The 16,480-nt window shown below is 72.0% G+C and carries 13 protein-coding genes and 1 pseudogene; 5 read left to right on the top strand and 9 right to left on the bottom strand.

Annotated elements, in window-relative coordinates; all coding sequences use genetic code 11:
* Window positions 1–118 precede the first annotated feature (118 nt).
* Both ACX9MN_RS25590 and ACX9MN_RS25585 read left to right on the top strand, forming a co-directional pair.
* Window positions 119–1,207: a YeiH family protein gene (locus tag ACX9MN_RS25590; RefSeq protein ID WP_489725799.1), complete on the top strand. Its 1,089-nt coding sequence runs from the start codon at window positions 119–121 to the stop codon at window positions 1,205–1,207.
* A 227-nt stretch (window positions 1,208–1,434) separates the two neighbouring features.
* Entirely contained in the window at window positions 1,435–1,887 is a 453-nt protein-coding gene (locus ACX9MN_RS25585) for a Ros/MucR family transcriptional regulator (protein ID WP_489725798.1), read from the top strand.
* Here ACX9MN_RS25585 and ACX9MN_RS25580 read toward each other — a convergent pair.
* From ACX9MN_RS25580 to ACX9MN_RS25555, 6 genes are all read right to left on the bottom strand, one after another.
* Window positions 1,860–2,204, bottom strand: coding sequence for a hypothetical protein (locus ACX9MN_RS25580; protein ID WP_489725797.1), 345 nt, complete (start codon window positions 2,202–2,204; stop codon window positions 1,860–1,862). The two genes, ACX9MN_RS25585 and ACX9MN_RS25580, sit on opposite strands and share 28 nt — an antisense overlap.
* 188 nt (window positions 2,205–2,392) lie before the next feature.
* The gene (locus tag ACX9MN_RS25575) at window positions 2,393–3,997 is read right to left on the bottom strand and encodes an ABC transporter ATP-binding protein (RefSeq protein ID WP_489725796.1); all 1,605 of its coding nucleotides are present in this window, start codon (window positions 3,995–3,997) and stop codon (window positions 2,393–2,395) included.
* Window positions 3,998–4,000: 3 nt separating this feature from the next.
* Complete coding sequence (locus ACX9MN_RS25570; protein ID WP_489725795.1) at window positions 4,001–5,422, bottom strand: M20 family metallopeptidase; 1,422 nt, start codon at window positions 5,420–5,422, stop codon at window positions 4,001–4,003.
* Between the two features lie 155 nt (window positions 5,423–5,577).
* Entirely contained in the window at window positions 5,578–6,513 is a 936-nt protein-coding gene (locus ACX9MN_RS25565) for an ABC transporter permease (protein ID WP_489725794.1), read from the bottom strand.
* 10 nt (window positions 6,514–6,523) lie between these two features.
* Window positions 6,524–7,441: an ABC transporter permease gene (locus ACX9MN_RS25560; protein ID WP_042669601.1), complete on the bottom strand. Its 918-nt coding sequence runs from the start codon at window positions 7,439–7,441 to the stop codon at window positions 6,524–6,526.
* Window positions 7,442–7,665: 224 nt separating this feature from the next.
* On the bottom strand, window positions 7,666–9,198 hold the full coding sequence (locus tag ACX9MN_RS25555) for an ABC transporter substrate-binding protein (RefSeq protein WP_489725793.1): 1,533 nt from the start codon (window positions 9,196–9,198) through the stop codon (window positions 7,666–7,668).
* A 170-nt stretch (window positions 9,199–9,368) separates the two neighbouring features.
* Between ACX9MN_RS25555 and ACX9MN_RS25550 the strand changes: the two genes are divergently transcribed.
* Together ACX9MN_RS25550 and ACX9MN_RS25545 are read left to right on the top strand one after the other, a co-directional pair.
* Entirely contained in the window at window positions 9,369–10,271 is a 903-nt protein-coding gene (locus ACX9MN_RS25550; RefSeq protein WP_091927007.1) for a LysR family transcriptional regulator, read from the top strand.
* Window positions 10,268–10,795, top strand: coding sequence for a P-loop NTPase family protein (locus tag ACX9MN_RS25545; RefSeq protein ID WP_042669604.1), 528 nt, complete (start codon window positions 10,268–10,270; stop codon window positions 10,793–10,795). Before ACX9MN_RS25550 ends, ACX9MN_RS25545 begins: the two co-directional genes overlap by 4 nt.
* A 10-nt stretch (window positions 10,796–10,805) precedes the next feature.
* On the opposite strand, the pseudogene ACX9MN_RS25540 reads toward ACX9MN_RS25545, so the two are convergent.
* Window positions 10,806–11,591 (bottom strand): annotated as a pseudogene (locus ACX9MN_RS25540) (CDP-diacylglycerol diphosphatase).
* Between the two features lie 159 nt (window positions 11,592–11,750).
* Between ACX9MN_RS25540 and ACX9MN_RS25535 the strand changes: the two are divergent.
* Window positions 11,751–12,818 (top strand): DUF2891 domain-containing protein, encoded by a 1,068-nt coding sequence (locus ACX9MN_RS25535; protein WP_489725792.1) that lies wholly within the window; start codon window positions 11,751–11,753, stop codon window positions 12,816–12,818.
* 171 nt (window positions 12,819–12,989) lie between these two features.
* Here ACX9MN_RS25535 and ACX9MN_RS25530 read toward each other — a convergent pair whose 3' ends face one another.
* Both ACX9MN_RS25530 and ACX9MN_RS25525 read right to left on the bottom strand, forming a co-directional pair.
* The gene (locus ACX9MN_RS25530) at window positions 12,990–13,295 is read right to left on the bottom strand and encodes a hypothetical protein (RefSeq protein WP_020093963.1); all 306 of its coding nucleotides are present in this window, start codon (window positions 13,293–13,295) and stop codon (window positions 12,990–12,992) included.
* Between the two features lie 100 nt (window positions 13,296–13,395).
* Window positions 13,396–16,254, bottom strand: a complete 2,859-nt coding sequence (locus tag ACX9MN_RS25525) for a PAS domain-containing protein (protein ID WP_205833908.1) — start codon at window positions 16,252–16,254, stop codon at window positions 13,396–13,398.
* Between the last annotated feature and the right edge of the window lie 226 nt (window positions 16,255–16,480).

Here is a 16,480-nt window from a genome sequence, read left to right as displayed (position 1 = left end):
CTGCGGAGACGTGTCTTCTCGCATGTTGCTCGAATAGAGATCGAACTTCTCTGTTGCGACGGTGCGGCGAACGTTTTCTTCCTATAGGCTCCGCTGACGACCCCCGGAGCCCGTTCCCGTGAGCCCTGACGCCCCATCCAAGACGGCCCCGACGCCGGCCCGCCCCGACCGGGGTGGCCGGTCGGACACGGCCGCCTCGGTCCTGCCCGGCATCGGCCTGTGCGCGGTGATCACCGCGGTGGCGATGGCCGCGCAGGCGGTAGAGGAGCGGGTCGCCGGTCACCCCTACATCGAGGCCCTGGTCCTGGCGATCCTGATCGGCATCGCGGTGCGGACCGCCTGGACGCCCCCGGCGCAGTTCCGCACCGGCATCGCCTTCTCGGCCAAGCAGCTCCTCGAGGTCGCCGTGGTGCTGCTCGGCGCCTCCCTGAGCCTCGGGGCGATCCTCGCCTCCGGCCCAGCGCTGCTGGCCGGCATCGTCGGGACCGTGGTGCTCGGCATCGCCGCCAGCGTGGCGATCTGCCGGGCGCTCGGGCTGCCGGCCCGCATGGCGATCCTGGTGGCCTGCGGCAACGCCATCTGCGGCAACTCGGCCATCGCCGCGGTGGCACCCGTGATCGGCGCGGAGGCGAAGGACATCGCCGCCGCCATCGCGTTCACCGCCGTCCTCGGCGTGCTGATGGTGCTCGGGCTGCCGCTGTTCGTGCCCCTCGCGGGCATGACTGACAACCAGTACGGGGTGCTGGCGGGGCTCACCGTCTACGCGGTGCCGCAGGTCCTGGCCGCGACCGTCCCGGTGAGCCTGCTGTCGACCCAGGTCGGCACCCTGGTCAAGCTGGTGCGGGTGCTGATGCTCGGCCCGGTCGTGGTGGTGTTCTCGCTGATCGCCCCGCGTCTGCCGCAGGCAGCGGGGGCGCCGCCGGCGCCGTCCCGTCCGGGCTTCACCAAGCTGGTGCCCTGGTTCATCCTCGGCTTCCTGGCGCTGGCCACCCTGCGCTCCCTGGGCCTCGTCCCGGACCCGGCGGTGAAGCCGCTGACCCAGCTCGCCGGCGTGCTCACGGTCCTGTCCATGGCCGCCCTCGGCCTCGGGGTCGACGTCCGGGTCCTGGCCCGGGTCGGCGGCCGGGTCACCCTCGCGGTCACCACCTCCCTGGCGGTCCTGATCGCCCTCAGCCTGACGCTGATCCGCGCTCTCGGGATCGGGTGACGCCGCGCGCGGTCTTTCCCGCCGCGCGGGCTCCCGACCCGTGTAACAGGCATTCCATCGGCACCTTTGTGCAGGTGACCGGAGCCTTTCGCGCCGGCGATCCGGCCCATCCGCACCGAAAAGCGCTTCGGGTGATCATCCCTCAGTCAAGACCGTCTTGACACATACGCGGTTTTTGCTTTGGAACCGCAGGCATCGTCGTCGAAAGCTTCGTGTGGACTCGCGCAGTGCCTGAAAAGAATCCCGAGAACAGCCTCAGGTTGGTTACGCTGGTGGGCGAGATCGTCGCCGCCTACGTCTCGAACAATTCCGTTCCGCCGACGGCCCTGCCCGAGCTGATGGCGAGCGTGCACACGGCCCTGGCATCCCTCGACGGGCAGGCGCCGGCGGCCGCGGTCGAGCCGGCCGTGGAGCGGCCGACGCCGGCCCAGATCCGCAAGTCGGTCCAGGAGGACGGGATCGTCAGCTTCATCGACGGCCGGACCTACAAGACCCTGAAGCGCCACCTCACCGCCCACGGCCTGACGCCGGAGCGGTACCGCGAGCGCTACGGTCTGCCGGACGATTACCCGATGACGGCGCCGGGCTACGCCGCGCAGCGCTCCGCGCTGGCGAAGGCGATCGGCCTCGGCGTGCCCGGCGGGCGCGTCGATCAGCGCAGGACGGGCACCGGCGGTTGATCGGCGGCGCGGCGCGGGGCCGCGCGCGGCGCGGTCTCGCTCCGCCGCCCCAGGAACGGCAGCACCTGCGCGGGGGCCGGCTCGGATCGGCCGGGCTCGGCGCGGCCCGGGCGGCCGAACGTGTCGGCCCAGCTCAGTTTGATCACCCGGTTGTCCGCGGCCGCGGGCTCCTCCGCGGGGCGCGGCGCCTTGCGGTTCGCGGCGCCGATCCAGCGCACGATCCGGTGCTGGCGCCCGCGGCGGAGCACCGGCGGCAGATTCGTCTCGCTGCGCTTGCGGTTCGGCCTGATGTCGTCGGTCTTGTCTGAGATCGACACGCTCGATAACCCTGTCCCCGTGCGAGGTGCGGGCGGGGACGGATAGCGGGTGCAGCCGTGGATCCGCCGGGGTGCTCCACCCTCGACAACGGCGCTATCCTACTGAACTTGCAGGATCCGGACAGGGCGGTCCCGTCCAAAAAACTTGTCTCTGCGTCCCAGATTGGCCCGTCCGGGGCCGGAACGGCTCAGGAGGCGCGCGCGCCCGGCACCGCGGCGAGCAGGGTGCGGGTGTAGGCGTGCTCCGGCGCGGCGAACAGGTCCGCGGTGCCCCGCATCTCCACGATGGCGCCGCGGTGCATCACGGCGATCCGGTCGCAGATCGTGGCGGCCACCCGCAGATCGTGGGTGATGAACAGCATCGCCAGCGACAATCTCTGCTTCAGGTCCTCCAGCAGGTCCAGCACCTGCCGCTGGACCGAGACGTCCAGCGCCGAGACCGCCTCGTCGGCCACCAGCACGTCCGGCTCCATCGCGAGCGCTCGGGCGATGCCGATGCGCTGGCGCTGCCCGCCCGAGAAGGCGTTGGGGTAGCGGGCGGCGGCCTTCGGATCGAGACCGACGAGGTCGAGGAGGCTGCGCGCCCGCTCCCGGGCCTCGGCGGCCGGGACCCCGTGGGCGATGGGGCCCGCCGTGATGATCTGCTCCACGGTGCGCCGCGGGTTCAGCGACGCGAACGGGTCCTGGAAGATCATCTGGATCCGGCTGCGCTTGTCGCGCAGGTCGCCGCTCTTGAGCGCCGTGTAGTCGAGTTCGCCCAGCCGGACCGTGCCGCCGTCGGGCTCGATCAGCCGGATCGCGAGCCGCGCCGTGGTCGACTTGCCGGAGCCGGATTCACCGACGATCCCCAGGGTCTCGCCGCGGCGGACGTCGAACGAGACCTCCTTGACGGCCGCGACGACCCGCGGCTTGCCGAACAGGCCGGAGCGCCCGGAATAGGTCTTGGACAACCGGTTCACGGAGAGCGCGACCGGGGCCGCCTCCAGGGCTGAGCGCGGCGGCGGCGTCAGGCTCGGGACGGCGGCGAGCAGCGCCCTGGTGTAGGGCGCCTGCGGATTGCGCAGCACGGCCTCGGCGGTGCCGGATTCGACCAGCCGTCCGCGCTGGAGCACCGCCACGTGGTCGGCGATCTCCGCCACCACGCCGAAATCGTGGGTGATGAACAGGACGCTCATCCCGCGCTTCCGCTGCAGGTCGCGGATCAGCCGGAGGATCTGGGCCTGGGTGGTGACGTCCAGCGCCGTGGTCGGCTCGTCGGCGACCAACACCGAGGGCTCCAGCGCCAGCGCCATGGCGATCATCGCTCGCTGCCGCTGGCCGCCGGAGAGCTGGTGCGGGTAGGCCCGCACCGCCTCCTCGGGGTTGGGAAGCCCGACCTCGGTGGCGAGCGCCACCGCCCGGGCCCAGCGCTCGCTGCGGGTGAGCAGGTTGTGCGCCTCGAACATCTCGGCGATCTGGTCGCCGATCCGCATCACCGGGTTCAGGGCCGTCATCGGCTCCTGGAACACCATGGCGATGCGCCGGCCCCGCAGCGACCGCCACGCGGGCTCGTCGAGGGTCAGGAGATCCCGGCCCTCGAACAGGATCGTGCCGGCCGTCGGTTTCAGGGCCCGGGGCAGGAGGCCGGTCAGCGCGTAGGCGCTCATCGACTTGCCCGAGCCCGATTCCCCGACGACGCACAGGATCTTCCCGGCCTCGAGGTCGAGGTTCAGGCCCTCGACCGCGTGCGGGCGGTCGGCGCCCTTGGGGAGCGCGATCGTCAGATCGCGGATGCGGACGACCGGCTCGCTCATGGTTCAGGCCCTCGCTTCGCGGCGGCGGAGGATGTCGGGTCCGTCTCGGCCCAGATCCCAGAACAGGCCGGCCATGATCGCCAGGCCCTCGCGGGTGCCGGAGGCGAGCATGTGCTCGTCGGGCCCGTGCTGGCGGCAGGCCGGGTAGGAATGCGGCACCCAGAGGGTCGGCAGGCCCAGAATCTCCGAGAAGGCGTCGTTCGGCAGCGAGCCGCCGAGATTGGGCAGCAGCGCCGGCTTTTTTCCGCTGCTCGCCTCGATCGACTGGAGCGCCCACTCGACCCAGGGATCCTCCACGGGCAGCCGCGTCGCCTGGAAGACTTCCGCCGCGCGGGCCGGCCGGACCTCGATCATCGGGAAGCCGTGCGCGTCGAGATGGGCGCGGACGTTCCGGATCAGGTTCTGCCAGTCGGTGCCGACCACGAAGCGCAGCTGCAGGGTTGCCTTGGCGTGGGGCGGCACGGCGTTGAGCGGCCCGTCCGGATCGCCGGTCTTGAAGGCCAGCACCTCCAGCGTGTTCCAGGCGAAGACCCGCTCGGCCGGGGTGAGGCCCGGCTCGCCCCAGTCGGTGTCGATCGTCGGCGCGGTCGGGTCCTCGCCGACGCGGATATCGGCGAGGGCCGCGCGCACGCCCTCGGGAATCGGCGGCGGCCGCAGGGCGTCGACCAGGATGGCGCCGCGCGCGTCGACCATCGAGGCGATCGCCGAGGCCAGCACCGTGCCGGGGTTGCGCAGCAGGCCGCCCCAGTTGCCGGAATGGTGCGGGCCCTCGCGCAGGTTCAGGCTGAGCTCGAAATTGTAGGCGCCGCGGGAGCCCAGGAAGAGGGTCGGGCGCTCGCCGTTGAGGCGCGGCCCGTCCGAGGCGATCAGCACGTCGGACCGGAGGACCTCGGCTTGCTCCCGGCAGAACGGCCGCAGGCCCGGGGAGCCCGATTCCTCGCCCATCTCGATCAGCAGCTTCACGTTGAAGCCGAGACGGCCGTCGCGCGCTGCGATCACCTGCTCCAGGGCGGCGAGGTTGAGGACGTGCTGGCCCTTGTTGTCGGCGGTGCCGCGCCCGTACCAGCGGTCGCCCTCGACCACGATCTCCCAGGGGCCGAGGCCCTCGCGCCACTGCTCGGGATAGCCCCGCACCGTGTCGCCGTGGCCGTAGATCAGCACGGTCGGCAGGTCCGCGCCCTCGCGCCGCTCGGCGATCAGGAACGGGCCGTGCACCCCGTCGGGGTTGGGGAAGATCTTCGGGGTCTCGAAGCCGAGGCGGGCGACCAGCGGCGCGATGAAGGCGTCGAGATAGGCGCGGAGCGCCGCCTCCTGGCCGGGGGCCTGGCTCTCGGTCGGCATCGCCACCGCCTCCCGCAAGAGGGCGAGGAACGCGCCCGAATCGAAGCTGTCAGTGGCGCGCGCGATGGCGGCGTCTCGCGTCATGGTGTGATCTCAGGCGAAGGAAAGGGGTGTCATTTGTTCGCGCGGGCGGCCCCACCCGTCATTGCGAGCGTAGCGAAGCAACCCAGGGAAGCGGGACCTCCCGGCAGCGTGGCGCCGCCCTGGATTGCTTCGCTGCGCTCGCAAAGACGACGGCATCAGTTGCGCGCCTCGGGGGCGGTGATGTCGCGCAGGCCATCACCTAAGAGATTGATCGCCAGCACGAGGAGGAGGAGCGCCACGCCCGGGATGGTGATCACCCAGGGCTGGAAGAACATGTACTGCTTGCCCTCGGCGATCATCAGGCCCCAGGAGGGCAGGGGCGGCTGCACGCCGAGCCCGAGGAACGACAGGGCGGCCTCCAGCAGGATCGCGTGGGCCATCTCCAGGGTCGCCACGACGATCAGGGCGTTCATGATGTTGGGCAGGATCTCCTGGCGAATGATGCGCAGGTCGGTCAGCCCCGCGGCGCGGGCGGCCGAGATGAAGTCCTGGTTGCGGATCTGCTGGGTCGCGGCCCGGGTCACCACGGCGAAGCGGTCCCAGAGCAGGAAGCCCAGCACCAGCACCACCACCTTCAGGGAGCCGCCGACCAGCGCCGCCATGGCGAGCGCCACCAGCACCACCGGCATGGCGAGCCGGGTGGTCACCACGTAGCTCACCACCGAATCGACCCAGCCGCCGAAATAGCCGGCGCATAAACCGAGGGTCGTGCCGATCAGCCCGGAGATCAGCGCCGCCGAGATCCCGATCAGCAGAGAGATCTGGCCGCCGTAGAGCAGGCGGCTCAGGTAGTCGCGGCCGAGCTTGTCGGTACCGAGCACGTGCTCCCAGGTGCCCTTGGCCTGCCAGACCGGCGGGATCAGGCGGCGGGACACGTCCTGCGCGTAGGGGTCGTGCGGCGCGATGAGCGGGGCGGCGAGCGCCGCCAGCACGATCAGCCCGAGGATCCCGGCCCCGATCAGGAAGCCGGTGTGGCGCAGGCCCCGCCGCAGGATCAGGCGGGTGGGGGAGGGGACCGGCGTCAGCGCGACCGGCGCGTCCGGGGGCAGGGCGGGGGCGGCGAGCGCCGCCGTGTCGGGGGGAAGGCTCATCGGCGGATCCTCACGACTGGCGCAGGCGCGGGTCGAGGAAGGCGTTCAGCAGGTCGGCGGCCAGCGTCAGGCCGATGTAGATCATGGCCAGCACCAGCACGATCGCCTGGACGACGGGGAAGTCGTTGCGGGCGATCGATTCCCAGGCGAGCTGGCCGAGGCCCTGGAGCGAGAACACCGCCTCGATCACGATCGAACCGCCGAGCATGAAGCCGAACTGCACCGCCGACAGGGCGATCACCGGGATCACGGCGTTGCGCAGCGCGTGCCGCACCAGGATCTTCCGAGGCGGCAGACCCTTGGCGCGGGCGGTGCGGACGTAGTCGGAGGCCAGCACCTCCAGCATGCCGTTGCGGGTGAGCCGCATCACCGCCGGCATCGCGTAGTAGCCGAGCGCCACTGCGGGCAGGACGAAGTTCTTCCAGGTGGCGTTGCCCGAGACCGGCAGCCAGCGGAGGTTGACGGAGAAGATCAGGATCAGCGTCAGGCCGAACCAGAAGCTCGGCATCGCCTGGCCCAGCACCGAGACGGCGAGCGCCGTCCGGTCGATCCACGTGTCCCGCTTCACGGCGGCGACGACGCCGAGGGGAATGGCCACGAACAGCGCCACGGCCAGCGCGATGATGCCGAGATAGAGGGTGATCGGCAGGCGGGCGGCCAGCAGGTCGATCACGCTCTCACGGAAATAGAAGGAGTTGCCGAAGTCGAGGTGCAGCGCCCGCCAGCCCCAGGTGAGGAACTGGGTCAGCAGCGGCTGGTCCAGGCCGTAATCCTGGCGGATCTGGGCGATCTGCGGCCCGGTGGCCTCAGGGCCGGCGATGGCCGTGGCGAGGTCGCCCGAGAGGTGGAGGAGCAGGAAGCTCGCCACCGAGACCGTGAAGGCCACCGCCAGGGCGACCAGCACGCGCCGGAACGTGAAGGCCAGCATGGCTCAGGCTCCTGCTGTTTCCCGTCGATCACGTCGGATCATGACGGAGCGTTCTCTCCTCCCCTGGCGATCCCGGGTTTGCCCGGGATCGCTCAAGCTTGCGGGGAGGAGCCGGAGGTGGGGGTGGTTCAGGATCGAGCGGAGCGGTGCCGTCTGCACCACCCCCACCCCTGCCCCCTCCCCGCAAGGGGGAGGGGAAAAGCGGCGCGCTACGGCCACCGCCGTCACTTCCACGACGCCGCGTAGAAGCGCGCCACCTCGTCGGGCTGGGCGGTGAAGTTGAGGTCCGACGTGAAGGCGTAGTTGGTCGAGTAGGAGAACATCGGCAGGGCGTAGGCCTGCGCGGCGATCCGCTGGAGCGCCTTAGCGTAGGCGGCCTTGCGCTTCTCGGGATCCATGGAGCTGTCGCCCTCCTGCAGGTCGGCGATCACCTGCGGATCCTTGGTCAGGTCCTCCTCGCCGCCGCGGAAATACACCCCGTCGAAGGCCGAGACGTCGAGCACCGAGAACGACCCCCAGGTCTGGTAGCCGATCGAGGTCTTGCCGGCCCGCAGCGCGTCGCGGAACGCCGCGTAGCGCAGGTAGTTGAGCCGCGCCTTGATGCCGACGGCGCCGAGATAGCCGATCACCGCCTCGGCGTAGTCGCGCTCGCGATAGGCGCCGAGGTCGATCTCGAACCCGTTCGGGTAGCCGGCTTCCTTGAGCAGCGCCTTGGCCTTGGCGGGGTCGTAGGGGTAGCGCATCACCCCCTGGTCGGTGCAGCCGAACTGGTCGACGAAGCACAGCGCGTTCATCACCCGCGAGGCGCCGCGCACGAGGTTGTCGACCATCGCCTTGCGGTCGATGGCGTAGGAGATCGCTTGCCGGACGCGCACGTCCTTGAGCGGCGAGTTCTCCTTCGCCCGGCCCAGCGTGTCGAACTGCAGGAACCCGACCCGCATCGTCTCGGAATTGAGGACCGTGATGTTGGGCGCGGCGCGCAACTGCTCGGCTTGGTCGCTCGGCACCCGCCAGATCCAGTCGACGCCGCCGGTCATCAGCTCGGCCATCCGGCTCTCGCCGTCCGGGATGACGCGGAACTGCAGCTTGCCGATCTTCGGCTTACCCAGAGGGCTCTCGGCCCAGTACTTGTCGAACCGCTCCATGGAGACCCCGCGGCCGCTGTCGACCTTGGTGATCCGGTACGGGCCGCTGCCGACCGGCGCCTTGGCGAAACCGTCGAGGCCGACCTTCTTGAAGTAGTTGGCTGGGAAGATCGGGGTCGGGCCGGCGAGGTACTCGAGCGCCGCCGGGAACGGCGCCTTGAGGTGGATGCGCACGCTGTGCGGGCCGGTCACCTCCACCGACTTCATCCAGTCAACGTTCTGGCGGGTGACCGTGCGCGCCTCGGGGGTCAGCACGTAGTTGAACGTGAAGGCCACGTCCTCCGGCCCGAGCGGGTCGCCGTTGTGGAAGACCACGCCCTCGCGGATCGTGAGGTCGAGGGTCGTGTCGTCCGTCCATTTCCAGGCGGTCGCCAGGAACGGCTTGTAGGTGCCGTCCTTGGGATCCCGGTACAGCAGCGTGTCCCAGCAGTTCCGGGCCAGGATCACGCCCTCGCGGGCGCTGTTGTGGTACGGGCTGACGTTCTCGGGCTCGCTGTCCGACGCGTAGACCAATGTGTCGTTGGCCTTGCCGGCCAGCGCCGGGTGGGCGGCGATCAGGGTCGCGAACGAGGCGGCCAGGGTGGCGGCTCGGGTGAGGGTCCGTAGCGGCATGCAGGCTCCGACGGCGCGGCGGACAGGCCCGGCGGACGGTTCCGCGGCTGCCGCGTTTTTCACCCTGCCATGGTGTTGTGCATCTGGGATCGCAACAAGTAGAATTTAGCGAGTGCTGCGTTGCCGTATCGGCAATGTGCACGGCACCATACAGCGCACCGAGCACGATAATGCAGAGTACGGGCCTGCGCTACTTCCTGGCCGTGGCCCGCACCGGGTCGATCGCAGCCGCCTCGTCCCAGCTCAACGTCGCGGCCTCGGCGATCAGCCGGCAGATCGCCAACCTGGAGGCCGAGCTCGACTGCGTGCTGTTCGAGCGCCGCCCGCGCGGCATGGTGCCGAGCCCGGCCGGTGAGCTGCTGGCGCAGCACGCCCATCAGGTGCTGATCCGCTCCGAGCAGGTGGTCACCGAGATCCGGGAGCTGGAAGGGCTCGCCCGCGGGCTGATCCGGGTCGCCTGCTCGGAGGGCTTCTCCCTCGACATCGTGCCGAACGCCATCGCGGCCTTCCACGCGGCCCATCCCGGCATCCGCTTCGAGGTCACGGTCCAGCCCCCGGCCCAGGTCACCCAGACGGTGTCGGTGGGGGATGCCGATCTCGGGATCACCTTCGCGCTGACACCCACCGCGCAGGTCGAGGTGCTCTACGACGGGCAGGTCGACATGCTGGCGCTGGCCGCGCCCGACCATCCCCTCGCGCGGGCGCCGGCCCTGCGCCTCGTCGACCTGCTGGAGTATCCCGTCGCCCTGCCGACCCGGGACACGACCCTGCGGCAGGTCTTCGACGCCGCCTGCGCGCACGAGGGCATCGCGGTGGAGCCGGTGCTGACCTCCAACACGCTCTCGGCGCTGCTGCCCTTCGTGCGGCGCTCCCGCGGCATCGCCCTGATGTCGGCGCTGTCGGTGCAGACGCCCCTGCGGCTCAACGAGCTTGTCAGCCTGCCGATCCAGTCCCGGACGAGCCTCGCCCGGAGCGTGAAGATCCAGGCGATGCGCGACCGGCGGCTGCCGAAGGCGGTGCGGGCATTCCTGCGCCAGCTGCTCGACGCGCTGCCACCGCCGCGCTCGCCGTGACCCTCGACGCGCTCGGCCCGCGGCTCTGCATCCTGGGGCCGTCGAACAGCGGTAAGTCCACCCTGGCGGTCGCCATCGCGCGGGCGCGCGGCCTGCCGCCGGTCCACCTCGACCGGCTGTACCACCAGCCGGGCACCGACTGGGATCCGCGGCCCTTCGCGGAGTTCCAGGCCCTGCACGACGCGGCGATCCGCGAGCCGCGCTGGGTCATGGACGGCACCTATGCCCGGTGCCTGCCGCAGCGTCTGGAGCGGGCGACGGGCGTGATCCTTCTCGACGTCCCGACCGCCACCGGCCTGATCCGCTACCTGCGCCGGTCGTGGTTCGTGCGCGACCGGCTCGGCGCCCTCGACGGCGGCCGGGACAGCGTGAAATGGGCGATGATCTACCACATCGCCGTCACCGAGCGCGGGAACCGGGCGCGCGACGCGGCCCTGTTCGACCGCGTCGCCCTGCCCAAGATCCGGCTCGCCGCGGGGGCCGGCCTGGCCGGCTTCTACCGCGCGGAGGGACTGAGCCGGTGACCGGGCCCGCTCAAGCGCCGCCGCGGGACGCAGCGACGGTGCAGCTGTGGTCCATCACGTCCTCGGCGCTGGCGCTCGGCGCCCGGTAGGCCAGCAGGATGTAGCCCGGCTCGGGATCGCCCGGGGGCGTGGCGAGCGCCGCGAAGCTCGTCCGGTGCAGGTCCGGCCGGGCGCCCGGCAGGGTGTGCAGGGCCGCGAACGGGTTGAACTGCGCGGCCTCCGCCTCCGGCACGCGCAGGGCGTAGTACCAGTCGCCGGCCAGCGGCACCGGGAAGCGGCTCCAGGTGTGGCGCACCTGCCGGCCGTGCGCTCGGATCGCCTTGAGCACGCTCGGCTTCAGGCAGTCGAGGTGGATGTGGAGCTGGTCCTGGCTGCGGCCCCGGGCCGAGTTGACCGCGAGCCCGACCTCCGCGGGGGTGAGCCTCCCCTTCAGCACGTCCTACACGAGCGGCCGCGCCGCCAGGGCCGCCCGCCAGTAGGCGGCACCGCGCGGTCCCCGCAGGACCGGCGCCTCCAGGCCCGGCACGGTGTCGGTGGGCATGACGACGCTGTGGGTCGGCTCGCCGGGCGCGCGCAGGACCGCCGAGCCGGGACGGTCACCGTCCCCGAGATCGACCGACAGGCACGGGAAGGTCCGGTTGGCGAGCCGCTTGGCGAGGACGCAGGTCTTCAGGGCGGCCCACAGCACGTCGCGGCTCGGGTCCGGCGCGGCGGCGGCCGGTGCCGCGGCGGCCGCCAGGGCCGCGACGGCCGAGAGGGCCGCGACGAGGAGGGCGGCGGGCGGCGCGCGGCGCATGGGGGCTCCCGGTGAGGCCGGCGCGTCCGGCCCGGCCTCACCGCGATAGCCGATCCGGGGCCGTGCCGGCAAAGGATCCGCGAGCCCTGACGCCGTGCCGGGAAACCCGCTATGCCGGCGGTCGCCGAGTCCCCGCAGAACGCCCGCCGGAATGCCGCGATGACGCCCGCGCCCACGCTCACCCCCGACATCGCCGCGCGCTTCGCCGCCGTCGCCCTCGGCCATGTCGGCCGCGAGTATCCGAATAAGCCGGGGCACGTCCTGGCCGGGCCGGCGGATGCCCGCACCCCCGCGGCCCTGCACCCGGCCTTTCACGGCAGCTACGACTGGCATTCCTGCGTCCACGGTACGTGGCTGCTGGCGCGGGTGCTGCGGCTGTTCCCGGATGGCCCGCAGGCCCCGGCGATCCGCGCCCGGCTCGACGCGCAGCTGACTCCCGCGACGGTGGCGGGGGAATGCGCCTACTTCGCCGCCCCGACCGCCCGGGGCTTCGAGCGGCCCTACGGCTGGGGCTGGCTGCTGAAGCTCGCCGACGCGCTCGCCGCGCTCCCCGAGCGCCGCTGGTCCGAGGCCCTGGCGCCGCTGGCCGCGGTGATCGTCCGGCGCTTCGCGGAGTTCCTGCCGGTGGCGTCCTACCCGGTGCGGGTCGGGACCCATTTCAACACCGCCTTCGCGCTGCGCCTGGCGGCCGATTACGCGGAGGGCGCGGGGGATGCCGGGCTGACCACTCTGCTGCACGACACCGCCGTCGGCTGGTACGGGGAGGACGCGGATTGCCCGGCCTGGGGCGAACCCGGCGGCGACGACTTCCTCTCCTCGGCGCTGATCGAGGCGGAGTGCATGCGCCGGCTGCTGCCGCCCGCCCGCTTCGCGCCCTGGTTCGACCGGTTCCTGCCCGGTCTCGCGGCGTCCCGGCCCGCGACCCTGTTCCGCCCCGCGGGCGTGACCGACCGCTCCGACGGGAAGATCGCCCATCTCGACGGGCTGAACCTCAGCCGCGCGTGGTGCTTCCGCGCGCTCGCCGCGTCCCTCGGACCGGACGATCCCCGCCAGCCGCCGCTCCGCGCGGCCGCGGAGGCGCACCTCGCGGCCGGGCTCCCGCACGTCACCGGCGACTACATGGGCGAGCACTGGCTCGCGACCTTCGCGCTGCTGGCCCTCGAGGCCGGTGCCGAGACCGGTGCCGGGACCGTTGCTCTGGGCGAGGCCCAGGACGGCGGGAAGTAAATCTGAGAGATTCTTGAGAGCTGTCCGTCGCGGGCCATGTCGACGACTGCCCGGCGACTGACCGACGACAACAAAAAAAGGACCGCCCTCAGGAGAACGGTCCGGAAGTCTAGGGAGGAAACGCCCACGAGGGGCTGCAAGACAGCGACGCCGTCGCTGTCTTGCCTGCCGTCAACCCGACAGGGACGGCCTTGTTCCTGGCTCCGGCCCGCCGCGCGGCAGGGCCCGCCCGCCCGGGACCGCCGTGAGGCCGGCGGGGCGGCGCGGCTCGCCGGGGCCGAACTCGGCGCGGTAGGTCCGCTCCAGCGTCATGAGCCCCCGCAGGGGACCTTCGGCCAGATCGAGGAGCCGCGCGTCGCGCCAGCGCAGGGTGCGGCCGAGGCGGCGCCGGAACCAGCGCCCGCGCTCCTCCTCGACGAGCAGGACCAGCTTGCCGGTCCAGGTCCGGCGGAACCAGAAACGTCCGGTCAGCGTCATGGCGGTCGAGGCCCCGGTGGTGGATGGGGATAGACTACATCCGGATCTCGTCTGCGGGAAGATTTCCGGATGATGCGCCGATGAATTCTGGCGAAGACTGTTAATCGGAAGCGGGTTCCGGCCGTGCGCGGGCGTCCGGCTGCCCGCCCCGCCGCGCCGCCTCGGAGAGGACCTGGGCGAGCTGCTCGGCCGAGTAGGGCTTGCGCAGGAGGGCGAAACCGTGGGCGTCGTCCTCGGCCAGGACGTGGCTGTAGCCCGAGGTCAGCACCACCGGCAGGTCGGGGCGGCGGGTCCGGAGCTGCCGGGCGAGGGCGAAGCCGCCCATCCCCGGCATGACCACGTCGGAGAAGACCGCGTCGAACCGGTCCGGCGCCCGGTCGAGTTCGGCCAGCGCCTCCTCGGCGGATTTCGCCCAGACCGGCGCGTGGCCCAGATCTTCCAGGATCTGGGTGCAGAAGCGCCCGACCCCGAGATTGTCCTCCACGACGAGGATGCACAGGCCCCGCCGCGGCTCCGCCTCCGGGCGGGCCTCGCGGTCGGCCTCGGACGCCGCGGCGGGCGCGGCGACCTGCGGCAGGTAGAGCGAGAAGGTCGTGCCGTGGCCGAGCGCGCTCGCCACGTCGATGTCGCCGCCCGACTGCTTGGCGAAGCCGATGACCTGGCTGAGGCCGAGGCCGGTGCCCTTGCCGACCTCCTTTGTTGTGAAGAACGGCTCGAAGATCCGTCCCAGATCCGCGTCCGGGATGCCGGCGCCGGTATCGGAGACCCGCACGGCCACGAACGGTCCCTTCGCGCCGGCATGCCCGCGGATCGGCGGCATCGGGCTATCGCCCTCCAGCCGCAGGGTCAGGTTGCCTTCCCCGTCCATGGCGTCGCGGGCGTTGACCGCCATGTTGATCAGCGCGGTCTCGAACTGGCTCTGGTCGGCGCGCACGTAGCGGGGCGTCGCCGGCAGGTCGATGGCCACGCGGATGCGCGCGCCGGTGACCGAATCGAGCATGTCGGCGATGCTGCGCAGGCGCGCGCCGATGTCGAACACCTGGGGTTTCAGCGCCTGGCGCCGGGCGAAGGCGAGGAGCTGGCCGGTGAGCCTGGCCGCCCGGTCGACGGTGTCGGAGACGGCGTCGAGGTAGCGGCGCCGGCGCGTCTCGGCCAGGTCCGGCCGGCGCAGGAACTCCACGGACGACCGGATGATGGTCAGGAGGTTGTTGAAGTCGTGCGCCACCCCGCCGGTGAGCTGGCCGATGGCCTCGAGCTTCTGCGACTGGCGCAGCGCCTCCTCGGCCTGGCGCTGCTCGGTGATGTCGCGCCCGAAGCCGTAGAACAGCCCGTCCTCCGGAACGACGGTCCAGAGCACCCGCCGCCGGTCGCCGGCGCGGGTCAGGCAGGCCAGTTCGATATCCTCGACCCGGCTGTCCGCGCAGAGCGGGCGCAGCGCCGCCTCGGCCGCCGCGCGCTCGGTGGGGGCAAGGAAGTCCAGGGCCGGCCGGCCGACCGTCTCGGCCTCCGACCAGCCCAGCGCCCGGCTCCACGAGGGGTTCACCGACTGGACCCGCCCGGTCCGGTCCGAGACGAGCTTCAGCACTGGCGACAGCGTCCAGACCCGGTCGCGGTCGCGGGTCTGGGCGGCGACCTGCGCCTCCAGGTGCTCCGCCCGGGACTGGAGCAGGACCTCGTTCCGCTTCCGCTCGGAGACGTCGTGGGCGAAGACGTAGAACCCGTCGACGCGTCCGTCCGGGCCGCGGCGCGGGAGGTAGCGGGTGTCGGCGATCCGGGCCTGGCCGTTCGGGAAGGTCCAGGCCCATTCCTCGCGGACCTCCTGACCGGCGAGCGCCCGCTCGATGCCGGCGCGCCGGGCCTCGAACGCGCCGGGGCCGAGGAGGTCGCCTACGGTCCGCCCGACGACGGCGTCGGGCGCCTGGCCGGTCCAGGTCTCGTAGGCGGCGTTCGCGAACCGGTAGGTCAGGTCGCGGTCGATGAAGGCGATCAGGACCGGCATCGCGTCCGCGACCAGCCGGAGTTCCGCCTCCCGGGCCCGGAGCGCGTTCTCGCTCCGGCGGCGCTCGGTGATGTCGTTGAACAGGATCGCGACGCGGTTCCGCGCCGGCCCGTCCACCCGGTAGGCGTGCACGTCGTACCAGCGGCCCAGCGCCGCGGCGGCCTGCTCAAATCGGACCGGCTCGCCGGTCAGGGCGACCCGGCCGTAGAGGTCGAACCAGTGCTGCTCGAGGTCGGGGGCGAGGTCCCGCATCCGGCGGCCCACCGGGGCCCGCAGGCCGGTCTGCCGCTCGAAGGCGGGGTTGACCTCCAAGAAGCGGTAGTCGACGGGCCGGTCGCCGTCGGCGAACTCCACCTCGATCAGGCAGAAGCCGGCATCGATGAAGGTGAACAGCGAGCGGTAGCGCTCCTCGTTCCGGCGCAGGGCCGCCTCGGCGTTCCGGGATTCCAGCTGCGTCATCACCGTCCGGGCGAGCGCCTTCAGGATGAAGAGCTGCTGGTCGGTCAGCGTGCGCGGGACGCGGTCGAGGACGCAGAGCGTCCCGATGGCCCAGCCGTCCGGCGTCACCAGGGGCACGCCGGCGTAGAAGCGCAGGTGCGGGTCGCCGGTCACGAGGGGGTTGGCGGCGCTCTCCGGCTCCGCGGTCAGGTCGGGCAGCACGAGGGCGCCGTCCGCGCGCATGGCCTCGGTGCAGAAGCCGAACGCGAGCGGCATCGCCCGCGCGGCGTGGCCGAACGCGGCCTTGATCCACTGCCGGTCGGCGTCGACGAAGTTGATGTGGGCCATCGGCGTGCCGCAGGCCTGGGCGGCCATCTCGGCGATCTCGTCGAACGCGCGCTCGGGCGGCGTGTCGAGGATCGCGTAGGCGCGCAGGGCGGCGAGCCGCTGGGGATGCTGGGGCTCGAAACCCGACGGTCGGGATACTGTCTCGTTCGGCGACACGGAGCCGTCATAGCTCAAGCTTTCGCTTCCCCCTAGTGAAACTCTGCATCGCGCGTCCGGCGGCGGGACCAGGGCAAGCATTCCGCGATCGTTCAATACTAGACAGTCCCGCCGGATCATCGGTGGGGGTGCGATTTCACGCGCGCCGTTCAAGTCTTGCTGGTCCGGCCGACCGGGCTTCGGGCGCCCGCCGGGATCTCTTCCTGCCTCGCCCGTCGCGGGCCCCGCGAAGAGCTCGGGCGGG

Source organism: Methylobacterium sp. 1A, from assembly GCF_058072805.1.
Note: the sequence above shows the minus strand (reverse complement) of the source record. Positions and strands in the feature narration are given on the sequence as shown.